Source organism: Rothia sp. HMSC066G02, from assembly GCF_001813145.1.
In the GTDB taxonomy this organism is placed as follows: Bacteria; Actinomycetota; Actinomycetes; order Actinomycetales; family Micrococcaceae; genus Rothia.
The window spans coordinates 22,457-43,141 of record NZ_KV811591.1 but is presented as its reverse complement, the minus strand read 5'-3'; the positions used below and the strand labels follow the sequence as shown (position 1 = coordinate 43,141).

The 20,685-nt window shown below is 60.6% G+C and carries 14 protein-coding genes; 5 read left to right on the top strand and 9 right to left on the bottom strand.

All coding sequences use genetic code 11. From position 1 onward, the window contains the following. Positions 1-386 precede the first annotated feature (386 nt). Positions 387-4,955: an FtsK/SpoIIIE domain-containing protein gene (locus HMPREF2894_RS04210; protein WP_246827012.1), complete on the top strand. Its 4,569-nt coding sequence runs from the start codon at positions 387-389 to the stop codon at positions 4,953-4,955. A gap of 50 nt (positions 4,956-5,005) precedes the next feature. Here HMPREF2894_RS04210 and HMPREF2894_RS04205 read toward each other — a convergent pair whose 3' ends face one another. Then, the gene (locus tag HMPREF2894_RS04205) at positions 5,006-5,446 is read right to left on the bottom strand and encodes an alpha-N-acetylglucosamine transferase (protein ID WP_070677948.1); all 441 of its coding nucleotides are present in this window, start codon (positions 5,444-5,446) and stop codon (positions 5,006-5,008) included. A gap of 461 nt (positions 5,447-5,907) precedes the next feature. Between HMPREF2894_RS04205 and HMPREF2894_RS04200 the strand changes: the two genes are divergently transcribed. Beyond that, the gene (locus HMPREF2894_RS04200) at positions 5,908-6,156 is read left to right on the top strand and encodes a WhiB family transcriptional regulator (RefSeq protein WP_005505386.1); all 249 of its coding nucleotides are present in this window, start codon (positions 5,908-5,910) and stop codon (positions 6,154-6,156) included. 154 nt (positions 6,157-6,310) lie between these two features. Here the strand turns inward: HMPREF2894_RS04200 and HMPREF2894_RS04195 are convergent, their stop codons facing one another. The 3 genes from HMPREF2894_RS04195 to HMPREF2894_RS04185 form a co-directional block, all read right to left on the bottom strand. Further along, positions 6,311-7,885 carry a sensor histidine kinase gene (locus tag HMPREF2894_RS04195; RefSeq protein WP_049352632.1) on the bottom strand — a complete coding sequence of 525 codons (1,575 nt, stop codon included), beginning with the start codon at positions 7,883-7,885 and terminating at the stop codon, positions 6,311-6,313. A 336-nt stretch (positions 7,886-8,221) separates the two neighbouring features. After that, the gene (locus tag HMPREF2894_RS04190; RefSeq protein ID WP_070677947.1) at positions 8,222-9,913 is read right to left on the bottom strand and encodes a CpaE/TadZ family protein; all 1,692 of its coding nucleotides are present in this window, start codon (positions 9,911-9,913) and stop codon (positions 8,222-8,224) included. Beyond that, on the bottom strand, positions 9,910-10,602 hold the full coding sequence (locus HMPREF2894_RS04185; protein WP_070677945.1) for an SAF domain-containing protein: 693 nt from the start codon (positions 10,600-10,602) through the stop codon (positions 9,910-9,912). The genes HMPREF2894_RS04190 and HMPREF2894_RS04185 overlap by 4 nt, the downstream gene beginning before the upstream one ends. 363 nt (positions 10,603-10,965) lie before the next feature. On the opposite strand from HMPREF2894_RS04185, the gene HMPREF2894_RS04180 reads away from it, so the two are divergent. Continuing rightward, complete coding sequence (locus HMPREF2894_RS04180; RefSeq protein WP_044150292.1) at positions 10,966-11,199, top strand: helix-turn-helix domain-containing protein; 234 nt, start codon at positions 10,966-10,968, stop codon at positions 11,197-11,199. A gap of 123 nt (positions 11,200-11,322) precedes the next feature. Here the strand turns inward: HMPREF2894_RS04180 and HMPREF2894_RS04175 are convergent, their stop codons facing one another. Beyond that, entirely contained in the window at positions 11,323-11,976 is a 654-nt protein-coding gene (locus HMPREF2894_RS04175) for a histidine kinase (RefSeq protein ID WP_070677943.1), read from the bottom strand. 208 nt (positions 11,977-12,184) lie between these two features. Between HMPREF2894_RS04175 and HMPREF2894_RS04170 the strand changes: the two genes are divergently transcribed. Beyond that, the gene (locus tag HMPREF2894_RS04170) at positions 12,185-13,192 is read left to right on the top strand and encodes a LysM peptidoglycan-binding domain-containing protein (RefSeq protein WP_070678001.1); all 1,008 of its coding nucleotides are present in this window, start codon (positions 12,185-12,187) and stop codon (positions 13,190-13,192) included. 93 nt (positions 13,193-13,285) lie between these two features. Continuing rightward, a complete protein-coding gene (locus HMPREF2894_RS04165) occupies positions 13,286-13,963 on the top strand; it encodes an Rv3235 family protein (protein WP_049342198.1) in 678 nt (225 codons plus the stop codon). A 124-nt stretch (positions 13,964-14,087) separates the two neighbouring features. On the opposite strand, the gene secA is transcribed toward HMPREF2894_RS04165, so the two are convergent. The 4 genes from secA to HMPREF2894_RS04145 form a co-directional block, all read right to left on the bottom strand. After that, positions 14,088-16,703: a preprotein translocase subunit SecA gene (gene secA, locus HMPREF2894_RS04160; RefSeq protein WP_070677941.1), complete on the bottom strand. Its 2,616-nt coding sequence runs from the start codon at positions 16,701-16,703 to the stop codon at positions 14,088-14,090. A 363-nt stretch (positions 16,704-17,066) separates the two neighbouring features. After that, a complete protein-coding gene (gene hpf, locus HMPREF2894_RS04155) occupies positions 17,067-17,708 on the bottom strand; it encodes a ribosome hibernation-promoting factor, HPF/YfiA family (RefSeq protein WP_246827011.1) in 642 nt (213 codons plus the stop codon). A 209-nt stretch (positions 17,709-17,917) separates the two neighbouring features. Continuing rightward, positions 17,918-18,658, bottom strand: coding sequence for a ComF family protein (locus HMPREF2894_RS04150; RefSeq protein WP_246823926.1), 741 nt, complete (start codon positions 18,656-18,658; stop codon positions 17,918-17,920). Positions 18,659-18,880: 222 nt separating this feature from the next. After that, complete coding sequence (locus HMPREF2894_RS04145; protein ID WP_070677939.1) at positions 18,881-20,587, bottom strand: LpqB family beta-propeller domain-containing protein; 1,707 nt, start codon at positions 20,585-20,587, stop codon at positions 18,881-18,883. Positions 20,588-20,685 lie beyond the last annotated feature (98 nt).

The following is a 20,685-nucleotide window of genomic DNA, read 5'->3' as shown; positions in this document are numbered from 1 at the left end:
AGTGAATATTCTTCGCGAGCCCCGAGGTCACGCCGGTCTGAGACAGTTCTTTCTTCTGCGTATTTTTACGGTCTACTCATGGTGAAGGAATTTTATTTACGGGTAAATATTCACCCTGTCCTAGTTGCGGCGGTAATTACCCGCCACCTAGAGCTGTAGGCGCAGGGGGGGTGGTTCGAGGGTGGCGTTTCATGGCTCTCACGCGCTACAAGGAAGCACCCCTGCGGCATATTTGGGGATGCGCGCTGGTGCACGCGAGAGGTGATTGAGGTGGTTTATCCACAATTTTTTGAAAAATAGGGCGAAAAATTCAAAAAATACGAACATATTAGTTTACCTACAGATAATTTATTGAGCTTTAATGCTTTTTAATGTTTTCTGAGGGTATGACTCTCTTCTTTCTCGACCACCACAACACAACCAACGCGCTCCCCTACCCCCGAGTACTCCGACTCGACGGCGAGGCGGCACCCACCGGAATACAGCTGCGCCCCGGTAGCGTACACCAGCAGGCTCTAGATCAGGCACTCAACCAAGCTCTACAGCACCCTGCACCCGGCGCGCACGCTCAGGCACAGGAAACGACGTTCCAGCTACGCCCCGCACACGATAAGGATCCCGCCGGCGCCTCGATTGCGCCAAACAGCCACATTCCGAACGAATCTCAAACTCCGGGCGCGCCCGCCGTCAGCCTCCTGCACATTCTGCGCGGACCCGACGCGGGCGCAACTTTCCCCATCAGCCGCGGCCGCACCAGCCTCGGCAGGGCGGCACTACCTGCCCCTGGAGGAGAACAGCCGCACCACATTCACCTGCAAGACCCCTTCCTCAAGCCGGTGCACGGCAACTTCTACGCCGATAGCTCCGGCATCCGCTGGATCGAAAAGCACCCCGCCGCGAGCGAGGGCAGCGAGAAGGCCCAGGGAGCTAAGAACGCACAGGGCAGTAAGAAGGTGCAGAGCGCCGAGCCGCGCATCCTGCGCTGGGACGAGCCTTTCCACCTCGGCTCCTCACTCTGCATGCTCACCTCCCCCAGCGCCGACGGCGAACACACCGCCAAGAAGGCGAGCGTCACCGCTACCCCCGGTTCTTCTCTCGGTTCTTCTTCTGGCTCTTCCAGTGGCGAGCCCGCGCAGATGCTCGCTCCCCTGGGCGATGCCGGCAACCCCTTTGAGCCGGTGGTGGTGAACCCTCCCGCGCCGCGTAAGCTCAAGCAGATTCTGCTGAGCGTGTGCCTGCCGATTGTGGTGGGTCTGATCATTGCGCTGGTGACCGGCATGTGGTTCCTTCTGCTGATGTCAGCGGCGTCTTCGTTGCTGATGCTTCTGCATTTCTTTGGCGGTCGGGCGGAGAACCGTGCCGCATCGCAGCAGACTCATCAGGCGGCACTGCAGGAGAAGGAACGTGCTCTCGCCCTGCCGACCGCGGGCGACCTGGCGATTTCGGGCACCTCTGCCCTGCATGATGCCGCCTACCCGGCTATTGTGCTCGGGTGCGGTCCCCGCCAGCCCTACCTGCGCGGCCGCAACCTCCCGCTGGGCACTCTGGAGAAACAGGATGCACCCCACTATCTGCCGCTACCCACCCCGACTCTCGGGCACTACCTGAAGCTGGAGGAGGCACATCTGCGCGCCTACCTGGTGCAGCTGGTGGCGGGCTATCCGGGTGCGGTGCACGTTCTGCTGGCGGGTGCTGAAAGCGCTGATCAGCAGCGCACCAATAGTCTCTTGCAGACTCTGGCTGTGGTGCCGGGCGTGAGCGTGCATTGCCTGCCGGGCGTGCAGCATGAGAAGTATCTGCAGGCCCTGCAGAGTAGCTTGCAGTCGGAGCTTTCCGCATCTGTTCCGCCGCTGATTCTCATGCCCCTGCAGGCGAGCGCTATCTACGCTCCCCTGCTGACCGCGCTGAACTCTGGGGCGGTCGCGGAGTCTTCGCCGTCCCGCGCGTTCGCCTCCCCGCGTGAGCAGAAGATGAACGCCCCGGCGCTCTGCGTGCTGGGCAGTGCTGAGGGTGATAGTTCCGCCCATGCACCCGGTGCGCTTTTTGGTGCCGCCTGGGTTGAGTGTGCAAGTGAGGGTAGCCACCGTCAGAGCATCCGTTACCGTACACAGGGTTACGCGGCGCCGCCGGTGCAGCCCACCGAGGGTGTCTACCAGGTGCACCCTCTGGCGTGTGAGGGTCTGTGCCAGCACGCCGATGGGCTCAGCGTTGAGGCATTCTGTGCCGCTCTTGAGAACCTGTACCGCGCCGGGTGCGAGCAGGAGCAGGGCGCGCTTAGTGAGGCTCAGGTGCACCAGTCGGCGCATCTATTCTCTTCCCTGCAGGCGCAGAGCGCGCGGCAGAAGAACCGCACCGATGACATGGCGGTGGAGTCCGTTCTGCAGCGCTGGTCCGCTCAGCGTTACGCCTCCGATATTCGCTGCTACCTGGGTGTTTCTTCGGGTGGCTCGCTGAATATTGGTCTGTCTGAGCACGGCCCACACTGGCTGCTCGGTGGCACGACCGGTGCCGGCAAATCGCAGCTGCTGCGTTCGCTGGTGCTCAGCGCTGCGCTACGTTACCCGCCCGAGCGCCTCGGCCTGATTCTGGTGGACTTCAAGGGCTCGGCTGGTTTGGGTCCTCTGGCTCAGCTACCGCATGCGCTCAGCGTGTTGAGCAATTTTGATGTGTCCGCCGTGGAGCGTGCACTCGAATTTTTGCGCGCCGATATTCACCGACGTGAGGTGGATCTGCAGGCGCTCGGCGTAAACTCCTACCGCGACTACCTGGCATCCTGCCAGGCGGCGGGTACGACTCCGCGCTACCCCGAGCTGCTGATCGTGGTGGATGAGTTCCGCATGCTCATCGATTCCATGCCGGACGCCATGGCTGAGCTGATGCGCATCGCCACGATTGGCCGCTCGCTCGGTCTGCACCTGGTGTTGGCGACTCAGCGTCCGCAGGGTGCTATTTCGCAGGATATTCGCGCCAATATTGCCACGAGCATTTGCCTGCGCGTGGCGAGCGCCCAGGATTCCTACAACCTGCTGGAGCATGAGTCTGCGGCGTATATTTCGGCGGCGCATCCGGGTGCCGGGTACGTGCGCCTGCCGGATGGTCGCTCCCTGCCGTTCCGTGCTCCGCTGGTGGATGCGGTTCCGTCAAGTACTGATACCCGCCCGGTGCAGGTGCTGGGTCTTGAGGAGGGTGGCTGGCGTGAGCTGACTACTGTCTCCCCCGTTCAGAAGACGGGTGGGAATGAGGATGAGCTGCTGATTCGTTCGGCGCAGCAGATTCGTGCGCTCTACGAACGCGAGTACGCTCCGAGGGGTGCGCAGAAGAGCGCGGCGGTTCAGGATGAGTACTGCCCGATTCCGCCGGAGCTTCCCGAGAACACCCAGCTGCCCGCGCTCGAGGCGCCGGTTAGCGAACCGGTAACGTACGGCATCGACCCGGCGGCTACCCCTCAGAAACGCGGCGAGCCCAGCACCACTCCCGAAGGCTACCTGCTGGGCGAGCTGGAGATTGCCCGCTACGGCGTGCGCCGCCAGATTCGCTGGTCGGGGCATCAGGCTCTGGCGCTGCTGGCGCAGAATGCCGAACGAGCCCCGATGCTGTATGGGTTGCTAGCTCAGGCGTTCGCCGCCCGCACGCCGGTTGTTCTGCTGACCTCTGACGGTGCGCTCCACCGCGATCTTGAACCCTACGCCGGTGCCTTTGAGGCGCTGGTGGGTGCTCAGGAGCTTTCGCATCTGCGGTTCTGCCTGGAGGAGCTGCGCGCCCCGAACCTGTGGGGTGCCGAGGCTTCCGCCCGCCCGCTCATTGTCGTGGACGGTCTGGACAGTTGGCTGGAGGCGCTGGTTCGCCAGCCCGATACGGAGAACCTGCTCTACGATCTACTCTCGCAGGGGTGCCGTCGCGGCTATTCGGTGGTGTTCACCTCCGCATTGAATCCGCGCGGTCGTTTTGCGGCGGCGGCGCATTCTACGCTGTTGAGCCGCCGCTTCCTGGATGCCGACCTGATGCGTTCGACGAGCAAGGACTACCCCACCCCGGCGCAGAGCCACTACTGCGTGGAGGGTGCCATTAATGAGGAGTTGATTGGGGATCAGCCGCTGAGCGCTTCGATTCTTTCGCCCTGCGTTGCGGGTTTCCAGGAGCTGGTTCAGGTTCTGCGGGGTAATGCCGCGAGCGCTTCTAGCGGTTCAGCCGCTCGCCCCGGCACTCTTCTGCGGCAGTTCCCCGAGTACTACCGCATGCCCTCGACCGAGTACGTGACCGCCGCCCACGCCGCCTGCAATCCGCAGGGCGCTAAGCTGCTGGTCGCGTTTGACCGTCGGCAGATGCCGGTGTGGTTGAGCGCCCCGGCCGGCGCTGTGGTTCCGGTGCAGGGTTCCCGTTCGGCGGGTAAAACCACCCTGCTAGAGAGCATTGCTCAGCTCAACCCGCAGCTGGATACCCTCGTCCTTGAGGGTTCTGGCGGCACCTCGGGTGATGGCAGCGCCTCGGGTTCTGGCGGCGCATCGGGTGATGGCGGCACGTCGGGTGAGCCGCCGAGCGTGGAGCGTACCCGTGCACTCCTGGACTCAGTGACAAACCCCGCGCGCACACTCGTGCTCATTGATGATCTGCAGTACCTGCAGCCCGCCGTTCAGCAGCTACTTCTGGAGCGTCGCGGTGAGTTCCGCGCCATGCTGGTCACCTACACGCCCTGGCCGAGGCGCGCCTCCTCACCCCTGCTGGCTGCGCTCATGGGATGCTCGCGTGCGCTTCTGCTCGCGCCTGCGTCCCTGGCGGATGCCGACATGTGCACGGTGACAGCGCTACCTCTGGATCGATTCACGCAGGGCGAGCAGCCCGCCGGTCGTCTCGTGGTGGTGGATGGCGCCTCCGTGTGCGCGGCGCAGGTTCCCCTGGCGCTGAGCACGGCTGCACAGGCTGTAACAGCTACGCAGAAGGTGCCGGTAGCGGTCTAGAGCTGAGCACTCTAGAGCCAAGCCGTCTAGGGGTTAGCGGCGCTAGGGGTTTAGCGGCGTCGGCGGCTGTACTTCTCTGCTTCTTCGCCCGATGCCTCGGTGACCGCCTCAATATAGCGGCGGCTACTGGGCATGAGCACGAAGACGAAGGCAACCGCCGCGCCAATAACACCCGCAATCGTGATGGACTGGCTAATGTTCAGGCCGTAAGCACTCACGTTCATGATGAGGGTGCTTGCGGTAACCCACAGGGCGCAGAGGGTGATCAGGATCATGGGCAGGCGCGAGCCGAAGCGACCACGGTAAAAACGTAGACCGAAGTAGGTCATGCCCGAGGCAATGAGCACCTGGAGCACACCGCCCACAATTGCCTGGGCGGTGGACAATCCACTGACGATAAAGGGGTAGAGGATACCGCGAATCAGAATGTATGCCGCGAAGGTTTCGGTCAGGGCGAATGCGTAGATGACGTTGAACGGGCGTGACGTCACGGTGGGCTCCTCATGGGTAGTGTCGGCGGCAGACCGGGGTGTATTCGGCCTGATGCGCTGGTGCGTTAGCGGGTGGGCGCTCCCCTGTTTTGGGTTCACCGCCTCGTCGTCGGTGCGGTATTTCAGGGGTAGGTACCGCTTTATATTATGCCTGAGGTGCCGCTCACCCAACCGCCCACGTCTCGCCCATGAGACGGGGTGCAGACTATGTGTGTCAGCATGCGATTCCCCACCCTCTCAATTAGACAAAGGTTTGCCTAAGTGATAGATGCCTCAGTGTAATACTGAAGTTTTTAGAGAAAAGTACTTGTCACATCCGCTCCAACATGCGAAAGTTGATAAGTCAATTTTCACCCTAACGCTGGGTGAGCATCCCGTCAGCGGATGTATTTGACACGCGCACAGGAAAATAGATGTGTCTTGCCACCGCGTGAGACCGTAAATCATGAAGGAGGTCCACCGTGGATTGGCGTAGTCGTGCAGCTTGTTTGGACAAGGATCCGGAGCTGTTCTTCCCCGTAGGAAACACCGGACCTGCCCTGTTGCAAATTGAAGAGGCTAAGACTGTCTGCCGCTCTTGCGAGGTTGTAGACGTCTGCCTGAAGTGGGCCATCGAGACCGGCCAGGACTCCGGCGTATGGGGTGGCACCAGTGAAGACGAGCGTCGTGCGATGAAGCGTCGCGCAGCTCGTGCCCGCCGTGCATCCTAACTTCCGGAGTATTCAATAGGGCATCAAAAGCGTGGTGCAGTGACTTTATGTCGCTGCACCACGCTTTTGCCATATACAGAACCTATCTAGACAGCAAACTGCCGCCACCCCGTACTCGGGGCGGCGGCAGTTCTACATGTCATACGAGAAGGGCTTAGACGAGCACCGCGGTAATCACCACGCGGGTGCCCTTCGGTTCATTAGCCTCCCAGCGAATCGAGCCGTTCAGCTCGCTCGCCACCAGGGTACGCACAATCTGCATGCCCAGGCCTTCCTTACCGGTCACCGGGCGGTAGGCGTTCGGGCCGGACTCTTCAATCTTCTTATCGCCCATGCCCTTACCGTCATCAGTAATCACGACGGTGAGGATGTTCTCACCCTCATCGTTGATGCCGCGAATACCCTCAAGGGTCACGGTGCCGGTCTCGCCGTCCAGGCCGTGCTCCACAGCGTTCGCGACAACCTCGTTGATAACCAGTGCCAGAGGGGTGGCGAACTGGCTCGGCAAAGATCCAAAGGAACCAATCAGCTTGGTAGACACGTGCTGACCGGGGGAAGCAAGCTCAGCGGCAAGGTGGAACTGACGCTCAATCAGCTCATCAAAGTCGACGTTCTGAGTCAGGCCCTGCGAAAGCGCCTCGTGCACGGTAGCAATCGTTGCCACGCGGCGCATCGCCTGCTCCAGGCCCTGACGTGCCTCATCAGTGGTCATACGGCGCGACTGCAGGCGTAGCAGAGCGGACACGGTCTGCAGGTTGTTCTTCACGCGGTGGTGAATTTCGCGGATGGTCGCGTCCTTGGTCATGAGCTCCAGCTCGCGGCGGCGCAACTCGGTCACGTCACGGCAGAGAATCACGGCGCCCTCACGCTCGATGCGGGCGCGCCTCTGCACCAGCAGCGGGATGGAGCGCATGGTCACGCGGGCACGAGCAATAACCAATTCGGTGCGCAGGTCACTACGGCCCGCCAGGACGAGCTGCAGGGTTTCATCCGCCTGTTCACCGGCAGGAAGCATCGCACGGGTGACGTCGGCAAGGTTTTGCTTTTCGAGGTAGCCGGTCATGCCCATGCGGTTGTACATGGAGTTCGCGTTCGGGGAAGCGACGACCACACGACCGGAGGGGTCAAGCACAATAATGCCGTCGATCACGCGGGGGTTGCCCTGAGTGTTATTTCCCTGGGCGAGGGGGTCGGGCCACAGGCCGGAGTGCACCATGGAGAGCATGGTATCAGCAGTATATTCGTAGACCTCGTCGCTGATGGAGGGGTAGCCACTGGGTGTGGCAATCTTGTGGCTGGTCAGCAACGCAATGGTGCGGTTGTTGCGCACGATGGGCACGAAGGTTACGTGTACGCGCGGGCGGGCACCAACGCCTTCACCGCTTCCTTCGTCGGTGTAGGTGCTGATGTTCTGGTCAATCCAGACGCGGTATGCTTCGTCGCGGATTCCGTCTTCCATGTCGTGATCGATGATGTCGTGGTGGAAGAGGGTTCGGACGTTAGAGGGGCGCACGTGCGCGAAGGCACGGAAAGTACTGGTTTCGCTGGGGCCGGAGACGGCATCCGGGGAACTGCCGTCGGCAACAACGTAGTCGGTGGGGAACCATAGAACCAGGTCACTCTGGGCGATGTCAGAGATGACCTGCCATTCGCCCATGATGAGGTGAACGCGTTCAGTGTCGCCGGGACCGAAGTCGCAGGCGCTCATAATTCCTTCTGCAAAAGACATATGTTTGTGTGCTTCCCTAAGTTCGGGTGTGTTCAACCATTTTACGGTTTGTTCGCCGCAAATCCCATTCAAACGACAATACGTGGAATAGTTTACAGAGCATTTCTTGAAGCACGCTTTTATTCCCAAATATGACGCAGAGAGATGAGATGCACCCCTCAGTTGGATAGTGAGACATTCGCACCACGTCTCTGCCTTGGCCCCGGGTGAAGATGCAGAAAACCCGGCATACCGGCGCTCCCCTGTTCTGGGAGGAATACCGATAAGCCGGGCCTCTTTCACCCACCTTTGGCGGGCATTAGTTGTAGCTGACGGGCCTACCCGCCGGGACTGATGTTAAACGATGGGGCGCACCGCGTACATGCCCTCGAGCATCGCTTCGAAGGACTGCACGACTGCGTGGCGGGGTGCCACCTCCAGCAGTGCCTCACCGTTGCGGCGCAAACGGTCCATGACCTTACGCTCGTACGGAATCACACCGGTGAGCGGAATCGACAGGTAGCGTGCCCAGTTATCGCGCATTTTCGCCTCCGGGTTGAATCCGGCGGCTTCGCGGCGGCTGCGGTTGAGCCAGTACTGCACATCCGTTTCAGGTGCGAACAGGTCCGGGCGCGACTGCACCTCGCGAGCGAGGTTGATCAGACGCGGCAGGCCGATAACGTCCGCTTCGCCGAGCGCAATCACGCGGTCGGCGCAGGCGAGCGCGGTGAGGGTCGCGGCGTTACGGCGCGGTGCCGGGCCGTCAAAGGTCAGCTCCTCGTCCACCTCGATGGGTGCGGCAACATCGCAGATGACCAGGTCGTAGCGGTGCTTAAGCCATTCGAGTACTTCGGCGAAGGCGCGGGCGCGCACCTCGGGCCAACGCGAGGAGGAGGTGATGCCGCTCAAGAAGTCGAAAGTGCCGTTCTTGAGGGGCACACGCTCCATGATGGCGCCGGCTTTCTTCTCGTCGAGCTGGGCACGGTCGGCGTCCGAGCAGAGAATTGCCAGGCCGGAGCCGGTATCCTCGAGCGCCATGAGCGCGTCCAGGCTGGGTGCGTAGGTGTCTGCGTCGATGAGGCAGACCTGCTGACCCTGCTGCGCCGCGAGGGCGGCAAGGTTGAATGCGATGGTGCTTCGGCCGGGCGCGCCGTGAGTGCCCCAGACAGTCACGATCTTGCCGAGGCGGTGGCCGGGCTGATAGCGGGAGGGCGCGGCGGGGTCCTGGTTAATGTCGGGGTGTTGCGGCAGGGTGCCGTCGTTGTTCTCGTTCTGCACATGCAGGGCGTAGTCGTTGCCGGGTGCGAAAGAGTCGACGATGGCGGCGGCCTGGCTGAGCACGGATTCCTCGTTGCTGGGCACGACGGAGGAGGCTTCCGCCGGGTCATGCGCGCTGGGTGTGCCGGGTGCACCGGGCGCGTTTCCGGCGGGCACCGCGGGGTCGATCCCGTAGCTTCCGTAGTCAGCACCGTAGGGCGCGCCGGCGTTTATAGCAGCGCCCGCGGCGGGGTCGTAGCCGTAGCCGCCCGCCCCATGGCCAGCAGCTCCGTTATCGTAACCGTAGCCACCGTACGCGCTGTCGTAGCCGTACCCTGCATCGTATCCGTAGCCTGCGTCCTGACCGTAGGCGGCGTGCGCCTCCGGCTGATGCACCGCCTGCGCGGGAGCCTGATTCGGGGTCTGTGCGGGCACGCCGTAGCCTGCGTTGGGTCGGGCGAGCGCCGCATCCACAGCTTGTTCGAGCGAGCCCAGAATCTCGTCGAGGGCAGCTTCGGGGCGGATACGGTGAGCCTGCGTGGGCAGATGCAGGTTGTCCGGGGCGATGACCGCCAGGAGCACCTCGGAGGCGGCGAGCGCATCCACGGTGGAGGCGCTTATTTCGGCGGGCACGTGGGCACAGAGCAGTACGCGGGCGATGCCTGTATGTGCCATGCCCACGGCTTCACTGAAGTCCTGCACGGTGCGCGCCACGGAGACGCGGCCGCGTTGGGTTTCGATGCGGTTCAGGAGCGAGCCGTCATCGCCGTAGAGGATGACGGGGATGTTCACTGACCCTCCCCATAGGTGCCGGGGATGAGGCTGATCTTGGAGTCGCTATTGCTTTCCTTGACGAGGGCGGCGAGGGCTTCTTCCTTGACCCACAGCTGCACGGTTGCCTTGCCGTTGGCGCCAAGCACGCCTTCATCGACCGTTACGGCAACGATTTCGGCATTGGTGACGATGGCGCGGGCACCGTTTTCAACGCGGTTATCGCTCTTAGTGTCGGGGTTGCGCGGGCCGGAAGTCCACACGTCCACGCGCTCGCCTGCCTTCAGCGCGGAGGCAGCGGTGCGGTCAATGCTGACAGTGGCGAGGCGGCGCCCCGGGGAGGTTTCAGTGCCTACCGATTCTTTGCTGATGAAGTTGCCGGCGGGGATGCGCTGGGTAGCGATTTTGCCGTTCATCTGTGCGGCTTCGGCGCGGGTGAAGTACTTGTCTTTGGCGGAGTCGATGTTCGCTTCGACTCGGGCTAGTTTGTCTTCGGTGATTTTCTCGCCGAGGCGGATTTCGCTTTTGGCGGTGTAGTACTCGGTTTTGCTGTTGTTGGCTTGCACGTAGAGCTGCACGCCGGTGATGGAGACGAGCACGAGAAGTACACCGAGGATGAATCGCCAGTCCTTGACGGTGGGCCTTTTGAGGCGTTTGGCGTGGGGCTCGGTGAGGGTGGAACGCTTCGTCGCGTTCTGTCGTATGCGCATGATGTGGTTGTGCCTTTCGGTGCGGAAGCCGGCGGTGATTCCGGGTGTTGTTCAACTGACCGATGAGCGAGTGGTGTGTGTTCGTTAGTACTTTGACTGGATTCTGGCACTAACCCTAACAGCATATTTCATTTAGTACTCGCTCTCAACAAGAGTCGTGTTTATGAAATATTTTTGAGTTTCGTCCCTTTTGAAGGGGTGATTAGATAACTTTTCAGCTCATATAAGGCTTTTTGCGGGCAAATTTCACGGTGATGGCATATACTGAAAGTACTCAATAGATGTTCACTACGAACTCTATATGAACGGCTACTAACGGTAGCTAGGGGCCCAGGATTTCACTCACGGAAAGGATCCAATTCGATGACTGCACCTCGTTTCCTCACTCTGAGCGACGTCGCCGAGGAGCTGCAGGTTTCGCTTTCGCAGGTACGCGCTCTGGTGCGTAGCGGCGAACTTCCCGCCATTCAGATTGGTGGGCGTAACCAGTGGCGTATTGAACGCTCTCGTTTTGAAGAGTACATTACCGAGCGCCACGAGCAGACTCTGGAGGCAATTGCTTCCGGCAAGCTCACTGCAAAGGCTAAGGCTGAGTAGCATTCGACATGCACCTCGCGGGCGCAACGCTCGAGTGGTTTCAGAAAGGTCCGCTCCTCTCGTTGAGATTTCAATGAAGAGGGGCGGACCTTTTTGTATTTTTATTGCTTTGATGCGGGCTTTTTAGCGCGAGATACGGGCAATCACCGCACTGACGCGAGCCAGCGGAATGGTGCGCACGCCGGCGCCGCGAGGGGCGCGGGAGTAGCCGGAGGCACCCTGACCATAGCCCGCCTGACCGTAGGCTCCCTGCGCACCATAGGCTGCACGCGCGTACTGGTCGCGTTCATAGATGCGCGGGTACTGCCCACCGTTGAGCAGGCGCAGCTCAAGGAAGTCGGCGCCGACTCGCTCGATCACGCCGTCGTAGCTGACGGTGCCACCCTCGAGGGAGAGGCGGACGGGTTCGCGTGCCATGGCGAGGGAGCGGAGGGCGAGCTGAATTTTCATGCGGTAGCGTTCGGGGCGAATATCAGCGCGCCCGGGGGCGATGCCGCCTTCCCACCAGAGCATTCCGCGCAGGGGGATGATGATATTCTCGCCGCGCGCTTCGATGCTGACCCATTCTTCGCCGACCATTTCGAGTTTGCCTTCGTAGGTTTGCATGTCGGTGGCGCAGATACGAATGGGGCCGCCAATCTGTGCGAGGAGGCGGTCGTCGAGGGTAATGGTGGAGTACTGGACGCGGGCGACTTGGCGGGCATCCTGTTCCATATCCCAGGCGCGTTCGGAGGCGAGGCGCGCCTCAATGTCTCGTAGGAACTTTTCCATGCTCATGCTATGACCCTACCCGAGTAGCGGGTGCAGATACGAACCGGGGTGCTTTCTGGTCGAATGATGATTCTTGAGCCTGGTTTTTGAAGCAAATTTCACCAAATTATATGTTTTTTATGCATTTTGATGCGTTTTGCTTCATTTTTGACACGACTTCCTGTATAAATGAAGAAACACCAAAAGCTATCAAACACACCATTTGGAGGTCATCGTGGATCAATTTTCCACTCCGGGATCAGCCCCCGCTGCCTTCGCTTCACGCCCTGCCACCTTCGCCTCACACTCCGCAGTCTCACACTCCGCAGCCGCGCCTCGTACTGTCAGTGCAGAGGTAGCCGCTGGCGGCGGCTCTGCAATCGGGCCCGGCACTAAGGCAAGCTACCAGGACGCGCTGCTCTTCATCGCCCCTCCCCTGCTTTCCGCGGCGGTCCTTGGTGCGTTGAGCGTGAACCTGCACCGCATCCCCTCGGCACACCCGCTGACAGACGCTTCGCTGCTCTGCGCAGGAGCGGCGGCGCTCCTCATTACCGCGTGGTGGTTCATCAGCTTTATCTACGCGCTCTTCTACGCTCGTTCCCTGCGAGTTTCGAGCCGCAACGTTGACCGCGCAGTGCTGAAGGTTCCGGCGATTTTCCGTCCGCGCTTTATGCGCCGCATCGTCCTGACGCTCGGCGGCACGGCTCTTGGAGTGGGGGCGGTTCTGGCTCCCGCGCAGGCTACGGTGGCTACGCCCAGCAACGCCGGGGTAAACGGCACGGAGGGCATGCCGCAAACGACCATTTCGGCGGTCATAACCACAGATTCAATGGGTACCGCGACTGCAGAGGCCAGCCCAGCCACCGTCTCAGATGCGGAGCCCGCCAGTACCACCACGGACAGCATCACCCCGGAAGCCGCCTCCGCTCCCCTGACCCTCTCTGCAGAGATTCCCGATATTCCGCTGGCTCCTCAGCCCACGGAGGCGTCAGGCTCGTTGCAGGATCGCAGCCCGTTCTTCTCCCCACCCCGCGCTGAGGCGGGCACCTACTCCTACACGGTCCAGGCGGGCGATACGCTCTGGTCTATTGCCGCCGAGCAACTGGGTGAAGGCACCGACGCCTCCACCATTTACGACTACACTCTCGATATTTACGAGGCGAATAAGGACGCTCTGGGTCAGAACGCCGAACTGCTCTACGAGGGGCAGGTTCTGCAGATTCCCGAACAGCCCGTTCACTAACCTCACCCGCGTCTTCCACCCCATTCCACCTCATCCTAACAGTCTTTCGTTCGCTCAACTCACCTCACATACCCTGCACCGAAAGGAGCCGTCATGAGCTTCTCCAACCTTCTCCCCCGTTCCCCGTGGACCCCGCCGCATCAGCCTGCCTCCCGCGACAACCAGCCTGCCAGCCCGTATTCAAAGCGTCAGGCGGCTCGCACCTCCCAGCCGGTGGCTCAGTCGGTGCCCCAGCCCGCGAGTGCCGAGCAGGTCGCTCCGCTACCGGAGCAGGGGCAGGGCACGATGGCTCTGGTGCAGAGGCGGAACAGCGCGTCGGTCTATTCGCTGTTGCCGCTGCCGCGTTATGAGCAGCATTCGGCGCAGCGCCCGAAGGTAGTGAAGAGGGGCCGCCCGCTGCGTCCTGCGGATGCATTGGCTCGCCAGTTGGAGGGTCGTTGCGCGGGTGTGGCGATTGCTTACCTGGAGATCATGTCGGCTCGTCGTTCGCGTCAGCAGCTGGCGCAGTGGGTGTCAGCGGATTGTTTCCACCGTCTACTGCCGTTCTTCCCGAAGAACCCGCGTCAGGTGCGCAAGGAGATGCTGTTGACTCTTCCGCCGGTTCTGCTGCGGGTGCGAGCGCAGAAGGTGCACGAGGAGCTTTACGAGGCGGTGGCGCTATTGCGTTGTGCGGATAAGGTTCGCGTGGTGACCATGCAGATGCGGCTGATTCACGGCATGTGGCTGATTACCTCCATCGAGCAGCCGCAGAGCCGCTTGGACGAAGACTAAGGCTTCCCCGGCTTCCCCTACAAAACACACAGACAAACAGAGAGGGTGCGAATCCGGTATTGGATTCGCACCCTCTCTGTTGCGTCTATAGCGTTTTCGGGTTTACGCCGGGTTTACACCGAGGCTAGCTCTCCTTGGTGCGCTCAACGTGAACCTGCTCGTGACCGTCCTCATCGGGGGCGGAGTACTGCAGGAACTTCGGGCGCGAAGGCTCAGCCAGGCGCACAGCAGAAGCCTGAGTACGCTGCTTGGACAGGTCCAGGTTGAACAGGTAGGTCACGGTCTCTTCACGGACCGCACCGAGCATCGACTGGTACATGTCGTAGCCTTCACGCTGGTACTCGACCAGCGGGTCACGCTGAGCCATTGCACGCAGACCGATACCTTCCTTGAGGTATTCCATCTCGTACAGGTGCTCGGGCCAGCGCTCACCAATGACGGACAGCATGACGCGGCGTTCAATTTCGCGCATGCTCTCTTCGCCGACGCTCTTTTCACGCTCCTCGTAGATGAGGTGTGCGTCCGCCAAAACTTCCTTCACGATCTGGTCGCGAGTGATCTTGGTGCGGTCGCCGGCGTCCTCTGCCAGGTCGTCCACGGTGATGGAGATGGGGTACACCTGCTTGAGGGCGCTCCAGAGCTCGTCGAAGTCCCAGTCCTCGGCGTGGCCTTCAGAGACGCGGGCGTCAATGATGGTGGTCAGCACCTCGTCCACGAAGCCGGAAATCTGTTCCTTCAGGTCGTCACCGTGCAGGATGCGACCGCGGTCCTTGTAAATCGCTTCACGCTGGCGGTTGAGCACGTCGTCATACTTGAGCACGTTCTTACGCTGCTCAGCGTTACGGCCCTCAACGTTTGCCTGTGCGGTAGCGATAGCGCGGCTAACGATCTTGGAGTCCAGTGCGGAGTCCTCGGGGGCTGCCGCCATGAGGCGGGTCGCCATGCCGGTGTTGAACAGGCGCATCAGTTCGTCGGTCAGCGACAGGTAGAAGCGGGACTCGCCCGGGTCACCCTGACGGCCGGAACGACCGCGCAGCTGGTTGTCGATACGGCGGGACTCGTGACGCTCAGTGCCGAGCACGTACAGGCCACCGAGCTTGGTGACTTCATCATGCTCTTCTTTAGCGGCGTCTTCGCAGGCCTTCAGAACCTCGGGCCAGCGTGCCTCGTACTCTTCGGAGTTGGTGTTCGGGTCCAGGCCGAGCTCACGCATCTTCTCGACGGCCTCAAATTCGGGGTTACCGCCGAGCATGATGTCGGTACCGCGACCAGCCATGTTGGTTGCCACGGTGACGGCACCCTTACGGCCCGCCTGCGCAACAATAGCAGCCTCACGCTCGTTGTTCTTTGCGTTCAGCACCTCGTGGCGCACGCCTGCCTTCGCCAGCTGGCGAGAAAGGTATTCGGAGTTCTCCACGCTTGCGGTACCCACCAGGATCGGCTGGCCCTTTTCGTGGCGTTCCTTAATGTCCTTGACGACCGCCTTGAACTTGGCGATTTCGTCGCGGTACACCTTATCGGGGTTGTCGATGCGCTGCACACCCTTGTTGGTGGGGATGGGCACCACGCCGAGCTCGTAGGTGTTCATGAACTCTGCCGCTTCGGTTTCCGCGGTACCGGTCATACCGGACAGCTTGTCGTACATGCGGAAGTAGTTCTGCAGGGTCACAGTCGCCATGGTCTGGTTCTCAGGCTTGATTTCGACGCCTTCCTTCGCCTCAATCGCCTGGTGGATGCCGTCGTTGTAGCGGCGGCCCGGCAGAATACGACCGGTGTGCTCGTCAACAATCAGGACCTCGCCGTCGATGACCACGTAGTCCTTGTTGTTGGTGAACAGCTCCTTCGCCTTAATGGAGTTGTTCAGGAAGCCAATGAGCGGGGTGTTCTTGGATTCGTAGAGGTTCTTCACACCCAGGTGGTCTTCCACCTTGTCAATGCCGGATTCGAGGATGCCGACGGTGCGCTTCTTCTCGTCTACTTCGTAGTCTTCACCGCGCTTGAGCAGGGTCGCGGCAATGCGCGCGAACTCTGCGTACCAGCGGTTCGCCTCACCGGCTGCGGGGCCGGAAATGATCAGAGGGGTACGCGCCTCATCGATCAGGATGGAGTCCACCTCATCGATAATGGCGAAGTTGTGGCCGCGCTGAACCTGCTCCTCCACGGTCCACGCCATGTTGTCACGCAGGTAGTCGAAGCCGAACTCGTTGTTCGTACCGTAAGTGATGTCTGCGGCGTACTGCTTACGACGCTCATCAGGCTCCATGGATGACAGAATCACGCCGCACTCCATGCCGAGGAAGCGGAACACGCGACCCATGAGGTTCGCCTGGTACTCAGCCAGGTAGTCGTTCACGGTCACAATGTGCACGCCCTTGCCGCTCAGCGCGTTCAGGTACGCGGGCAGGGTCGCAACGAGGGTCTTACCCTCACCGGTCTTCATTTCGGCAATGTTGCCCAGGTGCAGCGCTGCACCACCCATGAGCTGCACGTCGTAGTGGCGCTTGCCCAGGGTACGCTTGGACGCTTCACGGACCACCGCAAAGGCCTCCGGCAGCAGAATATCGAGGGATTCGCCGTCCTTGACGCGCTCGCGGAACTTGTCGGTCTCCGCTCGCAGTTCCTCATCGGTCATCGATGAGAAACTGTCCTCGAGCGAGTTCACCGCCTTAGTGTACGCTTCGAGCTGTCGCAGAACCCTCTTATCGCCGGTTCGGAGGATTTTCTCCAAGAAAGATGCCACTGAGCTTCTACTCCTTGCTTGTTTCGGTACCCTCACCAAGGGCGCGCGAAAGTGCGCGCGGTGAGGCCTTCCTACATATTGTATGGCAGAGCCGCCTAATTCGCCCGTCCGAGCTCTTTTTTACGCTGTGCGCCCACGAGGTGACATTTGGTGACGCTCGAATCTTTCACCTTCCGGTTGAGGCGGAGCCGCCCCATCCGTCTAAAGGAACGTCTAAAGAAACAGATGTGTGGAAGGCAAAGAAAAACCCGGGGGCCTGGAGAAACACGGTGTGTGTTCCCAGACCACCCGGGTCTTGAGCCTGCTCGCTGAGTACGACCTCTAAAGAGCCTTACGCCTCAGCATTCAGCAGGTACGTTAGTTTTACTCGTTGTCCAGAGTAATGATGCCGTAGCTCCAGCCCTTACGGCGGTATGCCGCAGCCGGTGCGCCGGTCTCGCTGTCAATGTACAGGTAGAAGTCGTGACCGACCAGTTCCATACGGTCAACAGCTTCTGCGGGAGTCAGACGCTCACCCTTGAAGCTCTTGTGGCGAATCTCGATGGGAGATGCTGCCTCGTCGGCGAGGGTGACCTCGCTGTTATCGAATGCTGCTTCTTCCACCGGAATATCCGGCAGCAGAATCTCGGTAATTGCTTCGGTAACCACAGGAATCGAGCCGGTAGCGTCCGCCACGGAGACGGGGTGCTTGCCACCGCGCTTGTGCAGCTTGCGGCGGTCACGTGCACGGCGCAGACGCTCCAGGAGCTTGCCGTAGGTTTCATCGAAGACCGCGAACTTGTCGTGACCCTGGGCTTCGGAACGGAGGACAGGACCAGTACCAACAACGGTAATCTCAACGCGGATGGACTCGCCACCCAGGTGACCGTCCTTGCTGAACTTGACGTCGATGTCCTTCACGTTATCGCCGAGCTGAGCGAACTTCTGAACCTTCTCGCTCACGTACTCTTCCAGGCGTTCGGTGACCTTGATATTGCGGCCGTAGATGTTGACTTCCACGATCATTCCCTCCAGGTTGGGGGCTTATACCGCGTCCGGCTGGACCCGGTACGGGGGTTCGACTCCAATGCCGTTCCCTTGTCTATATTCTAGTACGAAACATGTTTCATATCACTAGATATGACAAATATTTAGCCTAAATAATAGCTATTCGTCCGTCTGCGAACTTTATTCGCCAAAAATCGTGTATCTCTTGCAACTAACTACAAGAAACGCTATGTCTGAGCCTTTTTCGGTACCGCCGCCACAGCACACACGCCCAGCACCCGCGAACCGGATTCCTGTAGCACACGCACCATCTCAGAGGCGGTCGCACCGGTGGTCACCACATCATCACAAATAACGCTCACCCGACCCGTGCACAGGGCAGGCTCCATGACGCGCAAGGCACCGTGCATCCGCTCGGCACGCCCCACAGCGCCCAGGCTCTTCTGCTCATTCTTTGTCTCAGAGGCGCTAAGGAGAAAAGCACCCACACGAGAAGATAGGGAGGCGCCGCTCCCCCGCCGACCGCGAGGAACGTACCCGATAACGTCCACAGCGCGCACCCGCACCGAGGCAGGCAGACGCTTATTAAGCTGACGCGCCGCCTCCTGCACCAAAAGATTCGCCGGCGCATAGCCGCGGCGGCGCACGCTCTGGGCAGAGGACGGCGCCGGAATCAGCAGAACCTCAACCGGTGCGGCGGAGGTGCCCACAGAAGAGATAGAAGACCCCGGTACGCTCTGAAGCTCAACCCGATGCGCCCGAAGAAGCTCGTACACGCTACGCGCCAAACCCTCTCCCAACAGGGGCAGCAGGTCGGTACGGCCCGCATTCTTCAACGCCAACAGGGCACGCGGCATGATCCCCTCATAACGGGATGCCGCACGCACCTCGGGAGCAGCCGCGCCATCAAGAGGTTGCAGAGCATATACTCGCTCCACCTTAGCCAACGCCGAACGCAACTGCGGCAAGCAAGCCTCACACAGTGGCGAGCCTGCCCCATAGGCGACCGGCACCGCACAGCACGGGCAAGTACGCGGCATCAGCACCTCCCCCAAAGACCCGCCGGCACTCTTGAGAGCGCCCGCAAGCCCGGTCAGAGACTTGCTCCAGGACCCATTCACGGAATCGTTCAAACCACGCTGTACTGAACTCACCGAAAGCACCCTTTCCTCGCTCGCGCCTACCCGAGGCTAACCGGCGTAACTAATCTCGTGCAGGGTCGTGTCCAGGCGAATCCAGCCGCGCTCCTCCATCAGGTAGCACGAACCGTCAGAACGGTGAGCAATAATATTCGACGTATTATCCGCCGTCGAAATGGTCATCACACCATCCAAACGGTCCAGCTTCGTCTCTTCACCGCTGAGGGAAATCACCTCAGACTCACCATTCTTCACGTTCACCACCACGACGCTCTGGTCGCCAGCCCAACGGGCATTACGCGGAGTCACAGAAGAGCTCAGACGCACCATCTCCGTCAGACGCAGAGGCTTACCGGCATCATCACGCACAATACCGGAAATAATCACAGCCGACGCACCCTCAGTAGAGGCCACAATCGCCATGCGGGCACCATCGTGTGAAACGTTCACGCTCGTAAAGCTCAAATTACGCTGCCAGGACAGACCAATATCAACACCGCGCTCACGCTCGGTTGCATCCTCAGAATCCGGTTTGAAGGCACGAACAATACCCTCACCATCGGCTGCCCACACCCAGCCATACGCATCAAAACTGGGAGCAGTCAGAGCGGTACTCTGCCACACGCGGCGGGCAGTGCCCTGATACACCGTGTACAGGCTCGCGGCATCGTTCGCCAAGCAGGCGTAAACATCCGCCGAATAGCCCATCGCCGGGGAACTCAACTGGGTCACGCCACGCAGAAGCAATTGCTCACCCGCATTGCTCATATAGTCATCGCGCGCCACCATCTGGCCGTTCGAATTAATAGCAACCGTGCGGGCAGGAACACCCGGGTTCAGCTTCACCGCAGAAAAGCCGCTCGGCGCGTTCTCAGGAATCAGAGTGCCGTTATAGAAAACCTCAGTCTTGCCCAGACCCGAGAAGTTCTCCAAGCCGTGCACAATCTGCTCACGCACACGCGCCAAACGATTATCGTCCAGGTGCTCACCGGAGAGGCGAACCAGCACATCCTGGTTATCGCTCATGCTCGCGGCTTCAAGGTGCATAGACTCGTTCAACGCCGAGAACGCAACATCCTTCAGGTAGGACGCCGGGCCAGCCATCAGGGTACGCACCAGCAGCTCAAAGTAACGGTCCGTATGCGGGAACCAGCGGATATCAGGCACAGCATAACGGAACGCACGATCATAGAAATACAGGCGGCATGGGCTAAACACACGCTCAAACTCAGCGCCGTCCAGCCACAAACCATCCGGGCAGGAGCTAATGCGCCATTGGTTATCTTCCATGACCACCGTAAAATCCTGAGTCTCAGTCTGAGCCTCCGGGAAGGTGCTCGTAATACCCTGACTATTCACAGTCGCCGTCTGCTGGAAACGCACATGGTACATCCCCTCGGCAGTTCCGCTATCGTCGCTACGAGGCTGCACCGTATTACGGTACACACGAGTCGTACCCATAGGATTCCAACGGCCTGCAAAAGAAGAACTCAAATACTGGCGCGCCACCGCATAATTCTCAATGCTATCCACACCAGCACGCACGAAGCCCTCAATAATCGCCTCGGGAGTAGCACCCGCCAGCGGACCCGGCGCACGCGCCGGAGAAGTATTAACGCTCTTCACTTCCAGACCGCTACTGTGCTGAGTCACTCGATTGTTTGAGGGAAGACCCGCGCAAGAGCTCACGAGCGTCGCCAAAGACACCGCACCCCAAGACAGCACGGCGCGTCGAGAAACAATAGCCCTGTGAGACATGGAGGTCTTAACCTTCCTCTACGAACAAAGACAAACCATCACCTGCTAACGCTGCAGGCCATCGCAGCGCGGTGAAAAGATAACCACAGTGAAATAGC

Coding starts and splice junctions, on each gene's coding strand:
- HMPREF2894_RS04210 (WP_246827012.1), top strand. CDS start 387: ATGACTCTCTTCTTTCTCGACCACCACAACACAACCAACGCGCTCCCC.
- HMPREF2894_RS04195 (WP_049352632.1), bottom strand. CDS start 7,885: ATGTCTTTTGCAGAAGGAATTATGAGCGCCTGCGACTTCGGTCCCGGC.
- HMPREF2894_RS04175 (WP_070677943.1), bottom strand. CDS start 11,976: ATGAGCATGGAAAAGTTCCTACGAGACATTGAGGCGCGCCTCGCCTCC.
- HMPREF2894_RS04165 (WP_049342198.1), top strand. CDS start 13,286: ATGAGCTTCTCCAACCTTCTCCCCCGTTCCCCGTGGACCCCGCCGCAT.
- hpf (WP_246827011.1), bottom strand. CDS start 17,708: ATGATCGTGGAAGTCAACATCTACGGCCGCAATATCAAGGTCACCGAA.
- HMPREF2894_RS04145 (WP_070677939.1), bottom strand. CDS start 20,587: ATGTCTCACAGGGCTATTGTTTCTCGACGCGCCGTGCTGTCTTGGGGT.
- HMPREF2894_RS04180 (WP_044150292.1), top strand. CDS start 10,966: ATGACTGCACCTCGTTTCCTCACTCTGAGCGACGTCGCCGAGGAGCTG.
- HMPREF2894_RS04185 (WP_070677945.1), bottom strand. CDS start 10,602: ATGCGCATACGACAGAACGCGACGAAGCGTTCCACCCTCACCGAGCCC.